The 17,070-nt window shown below is 64.4% G+C and carries 18 protein-coding genes; 10 read left to right on the top strand and 8 right to left on the bottom strand.

The window, feature by feature from the left end; genetic code table 11:
• The first annotated feature begins 9 nt into the window (after nucleotides 1-9).
• The 3 genes from AB7G19_RS33605 to AB7G19_RS33615 all read left to right on the top strand — a co-directional run bounded on the left by AB7G19_RS33605 (nucleotide 10) and on the right by AB7G19_RS33615 (nucleotide 1,664).
• Nucleotides 10-759, top strand: coding sequence for a glycosyltransferase family 2 protein (locus AB7G19_RS33605; RefSeq protein WP_354080068.1), 750 nt, complete (start codon nucleotides 10-12; stop codon nucleotides 757-759).
• Between the two features lie 64 nt (nucleotides 760-823).
• On the top strand, nucleotides 824-1,204 hold the full coding sequence (locus AB7G19_RS33610; RefSeq protein ID WP_085402499.1) for a DUF2304 domain-containing protein: 381 nt from the start codon (nucleotides 824-826) through the stop codon (nucleotides 1,202-1,204).
• Between the two features lie 55 nt (nucleotides 1,205-1,259).
• Complete coding sequence (locus AB7G19_RS33615; protein ID WP_085402498.1) at nucleotides 1,260-1,664, top strand: VOC family protein; 405 nt, start codon at nucleotides 1,260-1,262, stop codon at nucleotides 1,662-1,664.
• A gap of 18 nt (nucleotides 1,665-1,682) precedes the next feature.
• Here AB7G19_RS33615 and AB7G19_RS33620 read toward each other — a convergent pair whose 3' ends face one another.
• Nucleotides 1,683-2,174: an NUDIX domain-containing protein gene (locus AB7G19_RS33620; RefSeq protein WP_441268737.1), complete on the bottom strand. Its 492-nt coding sequence runs from the start codon at nucleotides 2,172-2,174 to the stop codon at nucleotides 1,683-1,685.
• 116 nt (nucleotides 2,175-2,290) lie between these two features.
• On the opposite strand from AB7G19_RS33620, the gene AB7G19_RS33625 reads away from it, so the two are divergent.
• Nucleotides 2,291-3,172, top strand: coding sequence for a metallophosphoesterase family protein (locus AB7G19_RS33625; protein ID WP_071916197.1), 882 nt, complete (start codon nucleotides 2,291-2,293; stop codon nucleotides 3,170-3,172).
• A 93-nt stretch (nucleotides 3,173-3,265) separates the two neighbouring features.
• On the opposite strand, the gene AB7G19_RS33630 is transcribed toward AB7G19_RS33625, so the two are convergent.
• The 3 genes from AB7G19_RS33630 to AB7G19_RS33640 all read right to left on the bottom strand — a co-directional run bounded on the left by AB7G19_RS33630 (nucleotide 3,266) and on the right by AB7G19_RS33640 (nucleotide 5,884).
• Nucleotides 3,266-3,820, bottom strand: coding sequence for a hypothetical protein (locus tag AB7G19_RS33630; protein WP_085402496.1), 555 nt, complete (start codon nucleotides 3,818-3,820; stop codon nucleotides 3,266-3,268).
• Nucleotides 3,821-4,009: 189 nt separating this feature from the next.
• Nucleotides 4,010-4,219, bottom strand: coding sequence for a DUF4170 domain-containing protein (locus AB7G19_RS33635; RefSeq protein ID WP_008137787.1), 210 nt, complete (start codon nucleotides 4,217-4,219; stop codon nucleotides 4,010-4,012).
• A 30-nt stretch (nucleotides 4,220-4,249) separates the two neighbouring features.
• Nucleotides 4,250-5,884: an isocitrate lyase gene (locus AB7G19_RS33640; RefSeq protein WP_085402495.1), complete on the bottom strand. Its 1,635-nt coding sequence runs from the start codon at nucleotides 5,882-5,884 to the stop codon at nucleotides 4,250-4,252.
• A gap of 241 nt (nucleotides 5,885-6,125) precedes the next feature.
• On the opposite strand from AB7G19_RS33640, the gene AB7G19_RS33645 reads away from it, so the two are divergent.
• Nucleotides 6,126-7,571 (top strand): helix-turn-helix domain-containing protein, encoded by a 1,446-nt coding sequence (locus tag AB7G19_RS33645; RefSeq protein ID WP_071916200.1) that lies wholly within the window; start codon nucleotides 6,126-6,128, stop codon nucleotides 7,569-7,571.
• A 147-nt stretch (nucleotides 7,572-7,718) separates the two neighbouring features.
• Here AB7G19_RS33645 and AB7G19_RS33650 read toward each other — a convergent pair whose 3' ends face one another.
• Nucleotides 7,719-8,012, bottom strand: coding sequence for an antibiotic biosynthesis monooxygenase (locus AB7G19_RS33650; protein ID WP_014497428.1), 294 nt, complete (start codon nucleotides 8,010-8,012; stop codon nucleotides 7,719-7,721).
• A 224-nt stretch (nucleotides 8,013-8,236) separates the two neighbouring features.
• Here AB7G19_RS33650 and AB7G19_RS33655 point away from each other — a divergent pair, with 224 nt between their 5' ends.
• Both AB7G19_RS33655 and AB7G19_RS33660 read left to right on the top strand, forming a co-directional pair.
• The gene (locus AB7G19_RS33655; RefSeq protein ID WP_085402494.1) at nucleotides 8,237-9,043 is read left to right on the top strand and encodes a hypothetical protein; all 807 of its coding nucleotides are present in this window, start codon (nucleotides 8,237-8,239) and stop codon (nucleotides 9,041-9,043) included.
• A gap of 162 nt (nucleotides 9,044-9,205) precedes the next feature.
• Nucleotides 9,206-9,550 carry a hypothetical protein gene (locus AB7G19_RS33660; RefSeq protein WP_085402493.1) on the top strand — a complete coding sequence of 115 codons (345 nt, stop codon included), beginning with the start codon at nucleotides 9,206-9,208 and terminating at the stop codon, nucleotides 9,548-9,550.
• Between the two features lie 244 nt (nucleotides 9,551-9,794).
• On the opposite strand, the gene AB7G19_RS33665 is transcribed toward AB7G19_RS33660, so the two are convergent.
• Together AB7G19_RS33665 and htpX are read right to left on the bottom strand one after the other, a co-directional pair.
• Nucleotides 9,795-10,436, bottom strand: a complete 642-nt coding sequence (locus AB7G19_RS33665; protein ID WP_028158277.1) for a tetratricopeptide repeat protein — start codon at nucleotides 10,434-10,436, stop codon at nucleotides 9,795-9,797.
• Between the two features lie 149 nt (nucleotides 10,437-10,585).
• Nucleotides 10,586-11,542: a zinc metalloprotease HtpX gene (gene htpX / locus AB7G19_RS33670; RefSeq protein WP_085398222.1), complete on the bottom strand. Its 957-nt coding sequence runs from the start codon at nucleotides 11,540-11,542 to the stop codon at nucleotides 10,586-10,588.
• A gap of 334 nt (nucleotides 11,543-11,876) precedes the next feature.
• Between htpX and AB7G19_RS33675 the strand changes: the two genes are divergently transcribed.
• The 3 genes from AB7G19_RS33675 to AB7G19_RS33685 all read left to right on the top strand — a co-directional run bounded on the left by AB7G19_RS33675 (nucleotide 11,877) and on the right by AB7G19_RS33685 (nucleotide 15,063).
• Nucleotides 11,877-13,178: a lytic murein transglycosylase gene (locus AB7G19_RS33675; protein WP_085398223.1), complete on the top strand. Its 1,302-nt coding sequence runs from the start codon at nucleotides 11,877-11,879 to the stop codon at nucleotides 13,176-13,178.
• A 107-nt stretch (nucleotides 13,179-13,285) separates the two neighbouring features.
• On the top strand, nucleotides 13,286-13,789 hold the full coding sequence (locus AB7G19_RS33680) for a DUF1993 domain-containing protein (protein WP_063985181.1): 504 nt from the start codon (nucleotides 13,286-13,288) through the stop codon (nucleotides 13,787-13,789).
• Between the two features lie 173 nt (nucleotides 13,790-13,962).
• A complete protein-coding gene (locus AB7G19_RS33685; protein ID WP_354080076.1) occupies nucleotides 13,963-15,063 on the top strand; it encodes an alkene reductase in 1,101 nt (366 codons plus the stop codon).
• A gap of 223 nt (nucleotides 15,064-15,286) precedes the next feature.
• Here AB7G19_RS33685 and AB7G19_RS33690 read toward each other — a convergent pair whose 3' ends face one another.
• Entirely contained in the window at nucleotides 15,287-17,029 is a 1,743-nt protein-coding gene (locus AB7G19_RS33690) for an ABC transporter substrate-binding protein (RefSeq protein ID WP_247314660.1), read from the bottom strand.
• Nucleotides 17,030-17,070: the final 41 nt, after the last annotated feature.

A 17,070-nucleotide genomic window follows, 5' to 3' on the forward strand; every position in this document is an offset into this window, starting at 1 on the left:
GGACTGGGCTTGGGTTCAACTGACACGTGCCGCAGCGGTGCTGCCGCACCGCAGCAGGGCTCGTCGCGAGTCCTCATCATCATTCCCTGCTTCAACGAGGAGGCCTCGGTCGGCGGTCTCCTGAGCGAGATCGCAGCAACCGGCCGCGGCTACCACACCCTGGTCGTCGACGACGGCTCGTCGGACGCGACATCCGCGGTGGCAAGCTGCCGCTCGCCGGTCGCCCGCCTCGCGCAGAATCTCGGCATCGGCGGCGCCGTGCAGACCGGCATCAAATACGCGGCGCGTCAGGATTTTGATTTCTGCATCCAGATCGACGGCGACGGGCAGCATGATCCGCGCGCCATCGAGACGCTTCTGGAGGCCTATCGCAACGACCCGACCAACATCACCATCGGAAGCCGCTTCATCGACCATGCCGGTTTCTGCTCCACGCGCATGCGGCGCGCCGGCATCAGGCTGATCGTGCTTGCGCTCAACGGCCTGTTCAGCGGCGGCCGCATCACCGATCCGACCAGCGGCATGCGATTGCTCGACCGTTCCGCCATCGCCTTCTTCGCAAAAGCGTATCCGACGGATTTTCCGGAGCCGATCTCGCTGGCCTGGGCCATGCGCGCAGGCCTCACGGTCAGCGAAGTTCCGGTCGAGATGCGGGCGCGCGAGACCGGCGTCAGCTCGATCGACGGATTGAAGTCGGCGAGCTACATGATCCGGGTGCTCGGTTATATCCTGCTCGCGCGCCTCGTGAGGGCGTCATGACGCCGAGCGTCCCCGTTCCGATTTGTGGTCTCATCATCTCGTCGAACATTCTGAGGAGGCAGCCGTGACAGATGCCCTTCCAAGTCCGGAGACGGTCGTCGTCGTCTCCGCCTTTGCGCTGATCTACATGCTGGTGCTGCTGCGCAAGACGATGCAAGGCAAGTTCGATCTCTACGACTTCCTGATGCTGTCCATGGTGGCGATCATCCCCGCGGGCTTCACGCTGTTTCCGACACTGGCCTATCTCGTCAGCCATCTGACCGGCGTCGTGTTTCCGTTCGTCGTGATGTTCGGCGCCCTGTTCCTGGTGGTGTTCGCGTTCATGCACAACATGACGGCGCGACTGCACCGGCTTGAGCGGCAGAACTGCGCGCTGATCCAGGAGCAGAGCCTGCTGGTGCTGGAGCTGCAGGCGAAGGAGGGCCGTCGGGGCGTCGAGTCATGAGCGCGTAGCCGAGGAAATCCAGCGTCGTCGCGAGGCAAAGACAGGGAGAGCGGGCATGCTGAAGAACGCGAAGGTGGCAACCCGGCTTCCAGCCAAAGACCTCGACCGCGCGCGGGCGTTCTATTCGGAAAAGCTCGGGCTCGAGCCGGTCGAGCAGCGCGAGGGTGGGCTGCGCTACGTCTGCGCGGCCGGCGAGTTTGCGATATTCGTCTCGGCCGGGACGCAATCCGGCACGCACACGCAAATGGGGTGGGAAGTCGAGGATATCGAGGCAACCGTGCGCGAACTTCGCACACGCGGCGTGGCGTTCGAGGACTATGATTTGCCCGGCTTGAAGACCGTCGATGGAATTGCGGAGATCACGGGCAACTATCCGAGCAAGGGTACTGGCGAGCGAGGTGCCTGGTTCCGCGACAGCGAAGGTAACTTGCTGGGGATCGGGCAGCCGGTTCGGGCTTGAGGATTCGGCCGGATCGCTTCAACGCCAAGTCGCGGTCGGCGGCTTGCCGTCCAGCACTTCCGCGAGCCTTTGCCGCGTGCCGTGTGTGGTGCCCTCGGGCAGCGCATTGATCGCGAAGAACCCGCATTCGACGATCTCGTGGTTGGGCTCAGGGACGCGATCCTGCTTGAACTGCCTGACCACATAGACCGCGACGTGGTCGCGGCGGGAGACGTGGCTGTTGAGGAAGATGCCGTGCAGCACCGCGTCACCGGTGAAATCGATGTCCCCTTCCTCCTTGAGCTCGCGCCGCATCGCCTGCTCCATGGTCTCGCCGAGATCGACGCCGCCGCCGGGCAGATACCAGCCGGTGATGTAGCTGTGCCTGACCAGGAACACCCGGTTCTCGGAATCCAGCACCACGGCGCGGACGCCGAGCGTCATGCCGCGGACAAGCAGGAAATAGGCGTGGAAGATTCGCCGCAGCAGCGGTTCGAATGTCCGTCGGACGCTGTTCAGACGATCCCCCATCAGGCTTCCAAGAAAACTCCCAAGAAAACTGCCATGAGGCCCCGGTCCGGGCCCCGCTTGCACAGTTCTCGCGACCTTGCCATTACAGCGGACGAATAGCGAGGCAATCGCGCGCCATGGCCCCCTTCACGCTCGCCCATCTGTCCGACCCGCATCTGCCGCCGTTGCCGAAGCCACGGCTGATCGAGCTCGCGGGCAAGCGCGCGCTCGGCTACGTCAACTGGACGCGCAACCGCCACAAATACCAGCGCCGCGAGGTGCTCGACGCGCTTGTCGCCGACGTCCAGGCGCAGACGCCCGACCACATCGCGGTCACCGGCGATCTCGTCAATCTGGCACTGGAGGCGGAGTTCGCGCCGGCGCGCGCCTGGCTCGACGGCGTCGGTCCGCCCGACCGCGTCACCACCATTCCCGGCAATCACGATGCCTATGTCCGCGCCACCTCTCACCGCTTCGGCGAGACGTTTGCGCCTTATCTCACTGGCGATGACGGCAGTGTCGGCTTTCCGGGCGTACGCCGGCGCGGGCCGCTCGCGCTGATCAGCCTGTCCACGGCGGTGCCGACCCTGCCGCTGATGGCGACGGGCACGCTCGGCCGCGATCAGCTCGCGTCCCTCGAAGCGGTCCTCGACCGCCTCGCCGCCGAGGACGCCTTCCGCGTGCTGCTGGTGCATCATCCCCTGAAGTCCGGCGCGCGCCAGAAACGGATGACCGATGCGGCCGCGCTGCTGGCACTGATCAAGCGTCACGGCGTCGAGCTGATCCTGCACGGGCACGACCACATTCATTCGACCATGTGGTTCGAAGGCCCCAACGGCAACATCCCCGCGGTCGGCGTGCCGTCGGCCTCCGCGCTCGCCCACGGGCGTTACCCGGCGGCAGCGTATAACCTGTTCACGATCGAGAAAGACAATTCCGGCTGGCGCTGCGAGCAGACCGTGCGGGGCCTCGGATCCGGATTTCAGATCCGGCAGATCAAGCAGGCAAGGTTGATCTAGTTCGCCGTCATTGCGAGCGAAGAAATCCAGAGCTTCTCCGCGGAAAGATTCCTGGATTGCTTCGCTGCGCTCGCAATGACGACGGCGAGCGTCTCACCAGCTCCGCAGGGCCGCCAGCACGGCGAGGCCGAACAAGGCGGCCGCGCCGAAAATGAATCCGAACACGAACGGCCAGAGGCGCGAGCGGCGCGGCGGCTCGGCGGCCGCGGGCTTCGGCTCTGATGGCACCACCATGGCGTGCTCGCGCTCGATCATGCGGCGGGCGACGTAGTCCGTCACGGCTTCGACGATCGCTGCGGTGTCGTGCGATTCGGCGAGCACGATACGGCCGAAGCGGGTGTCCTGGACGAAGCGGTACATCCGCTTGTCGCGCCCCATCATGATGTGTGCGACGACATCGATCCAGAGTCTGGGCGTATCGCCCTGGCTGATGCCGCGATCGAACAGGTCGATCTGGTCAGGCACCTGCGCGAACAGGGGATCGAGCGCGTCGTTGAGGATCTCCAGCCGCGCCACCTCCGCGTCGCGCAAATCGACGACCACACCGGTCCGGTCGGCGGCCTCGATCCGTGCGCGCAGCAGCGCGTCGCGCAGCCGCACCGGGCGCGGCTGGCTGGGATGGGTCCCGCTGGTCTCAGGCTCTGACATTGTCGGCCTCGTCCTCGACTTTCCGCCATTAACCTATCAGCAACCAAACGGTCCGCAAAGGGCTCACAATTCCAGAGACTTACGGCGCCCACAGCCGATTGACCTGTACCAAAAACAGACGATCCCACCCGGCTTGCGCCGGATGGGACCCTCCGTCCTTGGACGTCTTCTTAATTAGTCAGGCAGCCGTCAGGCCGAGACCCGCGACGGCTCTTCCACGATCGAGAAGCGGACGCCGGCCTTGTGGCGGTTCTCTTCCGAGACCGAGCGCCAGGCATCCTCGGCTTCCTTGCGGGTCTTGAACGGACCCTGCACCTGGGCGGAGCCTTCCACGAGCTTGTGGAAGTTCATCGAACCGAACTCGCCGCCGATCACCCAGAAATTGCTGCCTTTGGTCATTGTCAGTCTCCTCTTGGATAGCGTGGTGCGTTAGCCGAACTGGTTCATCGTGTTGTGGGCGCCGCCCGCCTTCAGGGCAGCCTCGCCGGCGAAGTATTCCTTGTGGTCGTCGCCGATGTCGGAGCCGGCCATGTTCTGATGCTTGGCGCAGGCGATACCCTGGCGGATCTCGGCGCGCTGCACGTTCTTCACGTAGCCGAGCATGCCCTGGTCGCCGAAATATTCCTTCGCCAGATTGTCGGTCGAGAGCGCCGCCGTGTGGTAGGTCGGCAACGTGATCAGGTGATGGAAGATGCCGGCACGCTTGGCTGAGTCGGCCTGGAAGGTGCGGATGCGCTCGTCGGCTTCCTTCGCCAGCGGCGTGTCGTCGTATTCCGGCTTCATCAGCTCGGCACGGTTGTACTTGCTGACGTCCTGGCCGGCTTCCTTCATCGCGTCGTAGACCTGCCAACGGAAGTTGAGCGTCCAGTTGAACGACGGCGAGTTGTTGTAGGCCAGCTTCGCGTTCGGAACCACCTTGCGGATCCGATCGACCATCTTGGCGATTTGCTCGATATGCGGCTTCTCGGTCTCGATCCAGAGCAGGTCGGCGCCGTTCTGCAGCGAGGTGATGCTGTCGAGCACGCAGCGGTCTTCGCCAGTACCGGGACGGAACTGGTAGAGATTGGAAGGCAGCCGCTTCGGACGCATCATCTTGCCGTTGCGGTTGATGATGACATCACCGTTGCGGGCGTTCTCCGGCGTGATTTCCTCGCAATCGAGGAAGCTGTTGTACTGATCGCCGAGGTCGCCGGGCTTGTGGCTGACGGCAATCTGCTGCGTCAGGCCGGCGCCGAGCGAGTCGGTACGGGTCACGACGACACCGTCTTCGATGCCGAGCTCGAGGAAGGCGTGGCGGCAGGCGCGGATCTTCGCCAGGAACACCTCGTGCGGCACGGTGACCTTGCCGTCCTGGTGACCGCACTGCTTCTCGTCCGAGACCTGGTTCTCGATCTGGAGCGCGCAGGCGCCCGCTTCGATCATCTTCTTGGCGAGCAGATAGGTCGCCTCCGCGTTGCCGAAGCCCGCGTCGATGTCGGCGATGACGGGCACGACATGGGTCTGGAAGTTGTCGATCTTCTCGATCAGCTCCTTCTCCCTGGTCTTGTCGCCTTCCTTGCGCGCCTTATCGAGGCTGCGGAAGATGTCGTTCAGCTCACGCGAGTCGGCCTGGCGCAGGAAGGTATAGAGCTCTTCGATCAGCGCGGGCACCGAGGTCTTCTCGTGCATCGACTGGTCGGGCAGCGGGCCGAATTCGGAGCGCAGCGCCGCGATCATCCAGCCGGACAGGTACAGATAGGTGCGATCGGTCTTGCCGCCGAAGTGCTTCTTGACCGAGATCAGCTTCTGCTGGGCGATGAAACCGTGCCAGCAGCCCAGTGACTGCGTGTACTTGGTCGGATCGTTGTCATAGGCCGCCATGTCGGTCCGCATCAGCGCCGCGGTGTAGCGGGCGATGTCCAGACCGGTCTTGAAGCGGTTCTGCAGGCGCATGCGCGCGACGGCCTCGGCGGACACCCCGTTCCAGGTCGGCTGGGTCTTGAGGAGCGCCTGGGCTGCCTCGATCTCGCTCTGATACGAGGCCGGGCTCTGCAGGGCGTTGATGCCACGGGGCTGGTAATTCATCTGCTCGATCCTTTCGCTGATGACAACTCAACTTGTCATCGACATTTTTGACAGTGCATTGCGAAATGCGTGTCATGAGCTAAACGCCAGAAAGCGAAGTTCGTACAGGGGCCTTGTATTCGAATGGTGATGTCATGTAACATCAGAACATGTAATAGATGTTATTTTGTAAATCTTGTAAAGAATATAGGTCAATAAGCCTGTCCTTGATGCGCTTCTCGTACCCTTGGGAGATCTGAAAATGCCCGCCGTCTCGGGGAAAAAGCTGTTCGTCGGCCCGCGCTTCCGGCGGATCCGGCAGCAATTGGGGCTGTCGCAGACCCAGATCGCCGAGGGGCTCGGGATCTCGCCGAGCTATGTCAACCTGATCGAGCGCAACCAGCGCCCGGTGACGGCGCAGATCCTGCTGCGGCTGGCCGAGACCTATGACCTCGACCTGCGCGACCTCGCGACCGCCGACGAGGACCGCTTCTTCGCCGAGCTGAACGAGATCTTCTCCGATCCGCTGTTCCGCCAGATCGACGTTCCCAAGCAGGAACTGCGCGACCTTGCCGAACTCTGTCCCGGCGTCACCCATGCGCTGCAACGGCTCTATGCCGCCTATGCCGAGGCCCGCCAGGGCGAGACCTTGGCCGCGGCGCACATGGCCGACCGCGACGTCGGCACGCGCTATGAGGCCAATCCCGTCGAGCGCGTGCGCGAGCTGATCGAGGCCAACCGCAATTATTTTCCGGAGCTGGAACAGGCCGCGGAGACGCTTCGCGACGAACTGAACGTGCCGGCCGAAGGGCTCTATGCCGCGCTCGCCGCACGCCTGCGCGAAAAGCATTCGATCCAGACCCGCATCATGCCGGTCGACGTGATGCGCGAGACGCTCAGGCGTTTCGACCGCCATCGCCGCCAGCTCCTGATCTCCGAGCTGGTCGATCCGCCCGGCCGCGCGTTCCAGCTCGCCTTCCAGCTCGGCCTGGGCGAATGCGCGCAAGCCCTGGAGACCATCATCGGCCGCGCCGGCCCGCTCGACGACGCGCCACGCCGCCTGTTCCGCATCACGCTCGCCAACTATTTTGCGGCGGCCGTGATGATGCCATACCCGGCCTTCCTCGCCGCGGCGGAGGCCTTGAACTACGACATCCACGTGCTGGCGCAGCGCTTCAATTCCGGCTTCGAGCAGGTCTGCCATCGCCTCACCACGCTGCAACGGCCGAACGCGCGCGGCATTCCGTTCTTCCTGCTGCGCGTCGACAATGCCGGCAACGTGTCGAAACGCTTCTCCTCCGGCACGTTCCCGTTCTCGAAATTCGGCGGCACCTGTCCGTTGTGGAACGTGCACTCGACTTTCGACACGCCGGATCGCCTGTTGAAGCAGGTGATCGAGCTCTCCGACGGCACGCGCTATTTCTCGATCGCGCAGATGGTGCGACGCCCCGTCGCGCCGCATCCGCTGCCGCAGCCGCGCTTCGCCATCGGCCTCGGCTGCGAGATCCGTCACGCCGCCCGCCTCGTCTACGCCTCCGGCCTGGATTTGGAGAAAACGGAGGGCACGCCGATCGGCGTCAACTGCCGCCTCTGCGAACGCGAAAACTGCGCCCAGCGCGCCGAGCCGCCGATCACGCGCACGCTGATTTTGGATGAGACGACAAGGCGGGTGTCGAGTTTCGCGTTCTCGAATGCACGGGAGCTGTGAGGGGGCTCCGGTGTCATGCCCCGCGAAGGCGGGGCATCCAGTACGCCGCGGCCCATCGGCTCCATCACTGCTGTCACGGAGTACTGGATCGCCCGCCTTCGCGGGCGATGACAGCGGAAGATGTGGCCCGACTGACCCGCCTAACACCTACGCCAGCGTATGCACGATCACCGGCCCGGCTGCGGCGCTCGCATGCCCTGCAAGCAGCGGCCCCAGATCCTTCTCGATCCAGGCGATCGCGCGCCGGTTCGCCTCCTCCGCCTGCTCGAACTTGTCGAAGATGGAGATCGCGGTGACCGTGTCGTCGCCGGCATAGACGACGTAATAGGCACGGAAACCGTCGACGTCGCTGATGATCGGAACGGCGCCGTCCTTGATGCGGCGCGCCAGCTCTTCGGCGCTCCCGCTTTTCGCCTTGGCCTGACGGATGGCGGCATACATGGCATCCTCCTCCGGCTATTGCTGTCGGGCATGTGCCCGGCTTCGATCCTACGCCGAAGCGCGCGACCAATCCACGCTTGGTTAACCCGGCACTAATCCATTCCCGCGATCTGCAACCAACGGTTAAGCACGCCTCAACATCGGTGCCTTAGTCTCGCCCCACTCACTTTTCGCAAACGGCGGCGGCCTATTCTGCCGGGTGAAGTGACATCAGGGGGTTCATCATGCGCGTTGCGCTGCTGCTGACCGCGACCGTTGTGGGCGCGCTCTTCGCCAATCCATCCCATGCCGGATCGCTCGACGCGTCGGCCGGGGCAGCGCAGGCGCTGCCGCCGGGCTTCCAGAGCTACCGCGGCTACATGTTCGACCTGACGGAGAATTCCGAGCGCAAGGACGTCGACAAGCTCACCGACAATCTGAAGCAGCAGATCGACGTCGTCGAAGCTTCCGGCCTGTCGCCGCGCGTGCTGCGCTTCTTCCATACCGTTCCGATCGTCGCGAGCGAGCTGGCCTGCCTCGACGAAGGCGCCGCGACCGCATGCTACGGCCGGGTCACGCCGGACATCCAGCGCACCGCACCCCGGACGCTGACGGTCTGGGACCCCGACAAGCAGCGCTGGACCAATCCGAACGCCGTCGACCTCGCGGTCGATTCGGGCCTCGGCGTGATCATGCTGCGGCCGGACATGATGCGCTACGAGAAGGAAGCCGTGCTGCTGCACGAGCTGCTGCACGCCTATCACGCGCGGCTGCTGCCGGACGGCTACGCCAACAAGGGCGTGATCGGCTATTACGCCCTTGCCAAGTCCAAGGATATGTTACCCAAGGAATCCTATGCGATGAAGAATCCCATGGAATTCTTTGCCGTGACAGCCAGCATCTTCCTGGCCGGCAAAAGTGAATTCCACGACCCGAAGTCGCGCGAGGCGCTCAAGGAGAAGATGCCGGACTATTACAAATATCTGGTCGGCGTGTTCGGCTTCGACCCCGATCCAGCACCGGCGAGCGGTCCGGTTGCCTCGCTGAAATAAGGCGTCTGCGCCAAGCCACCCCAGAAAGCCGCGCAAAAATGCGCGGCTTTTTTGGTTTGGTAACCGGAAGCTGCGGATGACGCGCCGCCGGGAATTGCCAAGGCGGGGCCCGATCTGCATAGTCCCGCCCGCATCGATACCGTTTTAAGAGGATAGAACAACATGGCGGACGCCGACCTGGATGTCGTGATCCGGCAACTGGCCAGACAGCTGCATACGGGCCTTTTGACCCGCGCCAAGGAGCGCCGGGATCGCTTCAACGGCCTTGCGGCCAAGGCCAAGGGCAAGGAGACCGGCGACCGCTTCAAGATGATGGCCAAGGCCACGATGGAGCAGGCCACCGCCGCCGCCAAGCGCCTCCAGATGTCCGCCGACAACGTCGCCGACAGCTACGCCCGCTCGATGCGCCTCGTCGCCAGCACGCCGATCCCGGCGAAGGTGGAGAAGAAGACGAAGGAGAAGCCGGTGAAAAAGGCGAAGAAGGCCAAAGCCAAGAAGGCGAAGTAAGCGCGCACTTTCTTCCTTCTCCCCTTGTGGGAGAAGGTGGCATAGGCGGCCTTCGGCCGCCGTTCTTAAGAACGCCGAAGCGAAGCTTCGGCTATGGCGCCGGATGAGGGGTTCTAGCCGCGTACTCGTCTGCGAGAGGATCAATCGTGGAGAGATACCCCTCACCCGTCTCGCCGCTATCGCGGCGAGCCACCCTCTCCCGCAAGGGGAGAGGGTTGCAGCGGCGAATGCGGCTCTAGATATCTCACCGCCTCGGCGCGGGGGCCTGGTTCGGCTCGGCGCTCGCGAGCTCGGCGAGCTTGGCGCGGGCCGCGTCGCGAGTGCGGCCGTCCTTGCCGGCCGGCAGCGCGAGAGCAGCTTCGAAATCGGCGCGGGCGTCGTCGGCCTGGCCGCGGGCGAGGAATGCGAGGCCACGGTCGAGGCGGGCCTGCGCATCCGACGGGTCGAGACGGACCGCCGTGTTGTAGCTCAGGATGGCGCGATCGAGATCGCCGGTGGCGGCGAGCGCGAGACCGCGTTGGTGATAGGGCGCGGCGTGCCTGGGATCATGCGCGATCGCCTCGTCGTAATCCTCGATGGCAAGCTCCAGGTCGCCGTTCTGCCGGCGCGCCTGCGCCCGGTCGCGATACAGCGAGGCGCGGTTGGGATTGAGGTGGATGGCCTCGTCGAAATCCGCGATCGCCCGCCGCCAGTCGCCGTGGCGCAACGCGATCCGTCCGCGCCCTTCATAGGCGAACGCGATCAGCGATCCCCGCAGCGGCGAGAATCCGATCACCGCCGAGCAGATGTCGGGCTCGTCCTCGTCCCCGCAATTGACGACCGTGTGCGTGGACAGGCCAATGAGCACGCCCAGGACGATCAACAATGGTACCGCAGCTTTGGTCATCTTCGACCGTGGCAGGCAGAGGACCGGCCACGCATCCCCTTTCGAAGGAACAGTCTCGCCATGGTGTTAACACCGGCCGGGACCATCCTGTGTGCGCCAGGTCACAAAAGCCGGTCACAAAGCCGGGCGCGATTCCGGCCGGTTCCGCATCAGCCCCAAGGGCCACGGGAAGGACCGGGTGAAGGGCCGCGTGAGGACGACTGCCCCCACGGGCTCCGCGGCGGATAGTTTTCGTTGGCGCCGACCGACGGAGATGCCTGCGCGCCGAGCTCGGCCGCGAGCTGCTGGAGCGCCGCGATACGGTTCTGCGTCGAAGGATGGGTGGCGAACAGATTGTCCACACCATGGCCCGACAGCGGGTTGATGATGAACATGTGCGCGGTCGCGGGGTTTCTCTCGGCATCGTAGTTCGGGACCTGGTGCGCGGCGCCTTCGATCTTCAGCAGCGCCGACGCCAGCCACATCGGCTGGCCCGCAATGCGCGCGCCGAGATTGTCCGCGGCATATTCGCGGGTGCGGCTGATCGCCATCTGCACCAGCATGGCGCCGATCGGGGCGAGGATCATCATCAGGATCGAGCCGACGATGCCGGGGCCGTTGTTGTCGCGATGGCCGCCGAAGAACATGCCGAACTGCGCCAGCATCGAGATCGCGCCGGCAATGGTCGCGGTAACAGTCATCAGCAGCGTGTCGTGATGCTTGATATGCGCGAGCTCGTGCGCGATCACGCCGGCAAGTTCCTCGCGGCTGAGCTGATGCACAAGGCCGGTGGTGACGGCGACCGCGGCATTCTGCGGGTTGCGCCCGGTCGCGAACGCGTTGGGCTGCGCCTCGTCCATCACGAACACACGCGGCATCGGCAGCGAGGCGCGGCCCGCAAGCTCGGCGACGAGCCCGACCAGCTCCGGCGCGCTGGCGCGGTCGACCTCATGGGCGCCGTACATGCGGAGCACCATGCGGTCGGAGTTCCAGTAGGTGAAGAGATTGGTCGCGGCGGCAATGACGAGCGCGATCATGGCGCCGGCGGCGCCGCCGATCAGATAGCCGACGCCCATGAACAGGGCGGTGAGGCCGGCGAGCAGCATTGCGGTACGAAGATAGTTCATGGCCGTCTCCCAGGGCGGCCGCGGGCAAACCTCTGGCCGGCGCCATTCAGGTAGGGATGACCCCGGCCCGGGTGCAAGGTTTCAAGGTGCGTCGCGGGGCCGCGGCTATGCCCAACATTGCATTTCCGTCATGCCCGGGCTTGTCCCGCCTGCGCGGCCGAAGCCGCTTCGGCGCGGCGAAGGCCCGGGCATCCACGTTCTTCCTCTACACAAGCCCCGAAAGGCGTGGATGGCTGGGACAAGCCCGGCCATGACGAAGGGATGGTTTGAGGCGCTCAATTCACTTAAGCTTTAGCAAGATTCCACACGCGCCCTTCTCCCCGCCGGAAAGCTCATGCTCCAGACCCGATTTGCGATCGCGGCCGCCGCTCTGCTCGCCTTCGCCCTCCCCGCCTCCGCCCAGTTCGCGCCACCACCCGCCAAGCCCATCGCGCCCAAAGCCGCAACCCCGTCGCCGCGCGCGGCTTCGTGCCACAATGGCGCGAGCTTCGATCGCTTCCTGGCCGACGTGAAAAAGCAGGCCGTTACCGCCGGCGTGTCGCAGCGGACGATATCGGAAGCCTCGCCCTACCTCGTCTACGACCAGGGCATCGTCAATCGCGACCGCGGCCAGCGCGTGTTCGGCCAGCTCTTCACCGAATTTGCCGGCCGCATGGCCGCGCCCTATCGCATGCAGAACGGCCAGCAGCACATCAAGAGCCACGCGGCTGCGTTCGCGCGCGCCGAAAAGGAATACGGCGTGCCGCCGGCGGTGATCGCTGCGTTCTGGGGCCTCGAGAGCGATTTCGGCGTCAACATGGGCAATCTGCCGACGCTGAAATCGCTGGTGTCGCTGGCCTATGACTGCCGGCGCTCGGAGATGTTCGTGAACGAGACCATCGCCGCGCTGAAGATCATCGACCGTGGTGATCTCACACCCGACGAGATGGTCGGCTCCTGGGCCGGCGAGCTCGGGCAGACGCAATTCCTGCCCGTGCATTACGTCAACTACGCCGTCGACTATGACGGCGACGGACGGCGCGATCTCTTGCGCAGCGAGGACGACGTGATCGGCTCGACCGCGAACTACATCGCCAACGGATTGAAGTGGCGGCGCGGCGAGCCGTGGCTCGAAGAGATCAAGGTGCCGCAAAACCTGCCCTGGGATCAGACCGACCTCACGGTGCAGCAGCCGCGCTCGAAATGGGCGCAGTTGGGGGTCACCTATCCCGACGGCCGTCCGCTGCCGAACGACAATCTCGCTTCGTCCGTGCTGCTGCCGATGGGGCGCAACGGACCTGCCTTCATGGCGTATGCGAATTTCGCGGCCTACACCGAGTGGAATAATTCGCTGATCTATTCGACCACCGCGGGTTATCTCGCCACGCGCATCGCGGGCGCGGCTCCGATGCGCAAGCCGGCCCAACCGGTCGCGCAACTGCCGTTCAACGAGCTCAAGCAATTGCAGCAGCTCCTGGTCCAGGCCGGCTTCAACGTCGGCAAGGTCGACGGCGTGCTGGGCCAGCAGAGCCGTGCCGCCGTGAAGGCGATGCAGATCAAATACGGCCTGCCCGCCGATTCCTGGCCGACCGCCGAGCTGCTCGCGCGGATGCGCGGCGGTACGGCCCAGGCGCAGCCGGCGGGGATGATCCGGTAGAATTTTCGCACCGCACAAGCCGCTCTCGCGATTGTAATTTTCCGTGATGCTCCCATGTGAGTGGCTCAGGTTTCTCCTGAGATCTCCCATTCACAAGCGAGCATCACATGTCCTTTCACGACGCCGTCGTCCCCGCGTACTTGCAAATGCTGAACAGCCTGACCGGTCTGCTCACGAAAGCCGAGGCGCATTGCGCGGCCAAAAAGATCGACCCGGGCGTCCTGCTCGGCTCGCGCCTCTTCCCGGACATGCTGCCGCTGTCGAAGCAGATCCAGCTCGCCAGCGATTTCGCCGCCAAGGGCTGCGCCAGGCTGACCCATAGCGAGGTGCCTTCGATGCCCGACACGGAAAAGACGTTTGAGGAGCTGAAGCAGCGGCTCGCCAAGACGATCGACTACGTGAAATCGTACAAGCCGGAGCAGTTCGAAGGCGCCGACACCAAGGACGTGACCTTCCCGGCGGGCCCGGACCGGACCATGACGCTCAAGGGCCAGCAGTTCTTCAGCGGGGTCTCGCTGCCGAACTTCTATTTCCACGCCACCACCGCTCACGGCATCATGCGTCACAACGGCGTCGAGATCGGCAAGCGCGATTTCCTCGGCGCGAACTGAGAGATCGCGGGCCGTGGCAGCGCAAATCCGCTGTCATGGCCGGGATTGCACATGAATCATGCTACGCGGACCAGGCCGCGTAGCTCGCCTGCACTTTCCGTATGGCTCCTCCCTTGCGCCTGATGTCGCGATGCACAAGTGTTCGTGATCTGTCACCGCCTGGAAGCATTCCCATGAGCCGTCCGACCAAATTGCTAGAGACCTACAAGCTCGGCCCGATCACGCTGGCCAACCGCCTCGTGATGGCGCCGCTGACGCGCAACCGTGCCGCGCCCGGCACGTTCGTGCCGAGCCCGCTTGCCGCCGATTATTACGGCCAGCGCGCCTCCGCGGGTCTCCTGGTCACCGAAGCGAGCCAGATCTCACAGCAGGGCCAGGGCTACCAGGACACGCCCGGTATCTACAGCAAGGACCAGGTCGCCGGCTGGCGCAAGGTCACCGACCGCGTGCATGAGCGCGGCGGCAAGATCTTCATCCAGCTCTGGCATGTCGGCCGCATCTCGCATGTCGATCTCCAGGCCAATGGCGCAGCCCCGGTGGCGCCGAGCGCGATCCGCGCCAAGGGCAAGACCTTCGTCAACGGCACCTTCGCCGACGTCTCCGAGCCCCGCGCGCTCGAGCTGTCTGAAATTCCCGGTATCATCGACGACTTCAAGCGCGCCACGAAGAATGCGATCGAGGCCGGTTTCGACGGCGTCGAGATCCACGGCGCCAACGGCTATCTGCTCGACCAGTTCGCGAGGGACGGCGCCAACAAGCGCACCGATGCTTACGGCGGCTCCATCGAAAACCGCGTGCGGCTGATGCTCGAGGTCTCCAAGGCCGTTGCCGCCGAGGCCGGCGCCGACCGCACCGGCATCCGCATCTCGCCGGTGACGCCGGCCAACGACCTCTCCGACTCCAATCCGCAGGCCTTGTTCGATCACATCGTCGACGGCCTCAACGCACTCAAGCTCGTCTATCTGCACGTGGTCGAAGGCGCCACCGGCGGCCCACGCGACATCGCCCCGTTCGACTATGCGGGCCTGCGCAAGCGCTTCACCGGCGCCTACATCGCCAACAACGGCTACGACTTCGACCTCGCCACCAAGGTGCTGGACGCGAACGCTGCCGATCTCATCGCCTTCGGCAAGCCGTTCATCTCCAACCCCGACCTCGTCGAGCGGCTGAAGACGGGCGCGGCGCTGAACGATTGGGACAAGAACACGTTCTACGGCGGCGGCGCGAAGGGCTACACGGATTATCCGACGCTCGCGACCGAGCCGGCGGAGTAATTTCCTCTCCACACATGACGCTGTCATGCCCCGCGAAGGCGGGGCATCCAGTACGCCGCGGCTCTTCGGTTCAATCACGACCGTTTCTGGAATACTGGATCGCCCGATCAAGTCGGGCGATGACAGCGAGTGTGTAGTCGGCACAATCGCCATTCTCGACATCCGCCAGAAAAAAGGCCGGGATCGCTCCCGGCCTTTCGTGTTTGATGACGCTACGTGCCGCTTACTTCGCTTCCGCGCGCTTGGGCGGGGATGCCGGCCACGACTTGATCAGCGTGTCGTAGTCGACCGTCTCACCCTTCGGCTTCTCGTTGGCGAGCTTGCGCTGCGGCGCGATGGTGCCGTCCTTCTGGGCCTTGGCGTACCAGAACTCGGCGGTCTCCTTCTTGTGCAGCTTCGGACCGCAGGCGCCCTGCACGCCGGACTTCTCGAGGCGCTCCATGACGGAGTCCTGAGCGGCCGCGAGTGCATCCATCGCAGCTTGCGGCGTCTTCGCACCGGACGACGCATCGCCGATGTTCTGCCACCAGAGCTGCGCGAGCTTCGGATAGTCAGGCACGTTGTTGCCGGTCGGGGTCCACTGCACGCGCGCGGGCGAGCGGTAGAACTCGATCAGGCCGCCGAGCTTCGGCGCACGCTCGGTGAACGACTTGTCCCAGATGTCGGATTCACGAATGAAGGTGAGACCGACATGGCTCTTCTTCAGCGACACCGTCTTGGAGACGATGAACTGGAGATAGAGCCAGGCCGCCTTGCGGCGGTCAGCCGGGGTCGACTTCAACAGCGTGAGCGAGCCGGCGTCCTGGTAGCCGAGCTTCATGCCTTCCTTCCAGTACGAGCCGTGCGGCGACGGAGCCATACGCCACTTCGGCGTACCGTCCGCGTTCATCACGGCGATGCCGGGCTTCACCATGTCGGCGGTGAAGGCGGTGTACCAGAACATCTGCTGGGCGATGTTGCCCTGCGCCGGCACGGGACCGGATTCGGAGAAGGTCATGCCCTGAGCCTGCGGCGGGGCATACTTCTTCATCCACTCCAGATACTTCGTGATCGAGTAGACCGCGGCCGGACCGTTGGTGTCGCCACCGCGATCGACCGAGGAGCCGACCGGACGGCAGCCTTCCATGCGGATGCCCCATTCGTCGACCGGCAGACCGTTCGGAATGCCCTTGTCACCGTTGCCGGCCATCGACAGCCAGGCGTCGGTGAAACGCCATCCGAGCGACGGGTCCTTCTTGCCATAGTCCATATGGCCGTAGACCTTGACGCCGTTGATCTCCTTGATGTCGTTCGTGAAGAACTCGGCGATGTCTTCATAAGCGGACCAGTTCACGGGCACGCCGAGCTCGTAGCCATACTTGGCCTTGAACTTGGCTTTGTAGTCCGGGTTGGTGAACCAGTCGTAGCGGAACCAATAGAGGTTCGCGAACTGCTGGTCGGGCAGCTGATAGAGCTTGCCGTCCGGCGCGGTGCCGAACGACTTGCCGATGAAGTCGTTGACGTCGAGCTGGGGATCGGTGACGTCCTTGCCCTCGCCGGTCATGTAGTCCGACAGTGCGATGGTCTGGCCGTAGCGGAAGTGCGTGCCGATCAGATCGGAATCGTTGATCCAGCCGTCATAGACGTTCTTGCCGGACTGCATCTGGGTCTGCAGCTTCTCGACGACGTCACCTTCCTGGATGATGTCGTGCTTGAGCTTGATGCCGGTGAGCTCGGAGAACGCCTTTGCCAGCGTCTGCGACTCGTATTCGTGGGTCGCGATGGTCTCGGAGACGACGTTGATCTCCATGCCCTTGAAGGGCTCGGCGGCCTTGGCGAACCACTCCAGCTCCTTCTTCTGCTCGTCCTTCGACAGCGTCGAGGGCTGGAATTCCGCAATCCACTTCTGGATCGCGGCGTCGTCGGCGGCGCGGACCGGCGCCGAGACGGCGAACGACACCGCAACGATGGCGGCGGCGCTGGACATGGTCAGAAAGCTATTCTTGGTCAATGGACCTTTCCTTCTCC

This window comes from Bradyrhizobium sp. 215_C5_N1_1, from assembly GCF_052075935.1.
GTDB classification, from domain to species: Bacteria; Pseudomonadota; Alphaproteobacteria; order Rhizobiales; family Xanthobacteraceae; genus Bradyrhizobium; species Bradyrhizobium barranii.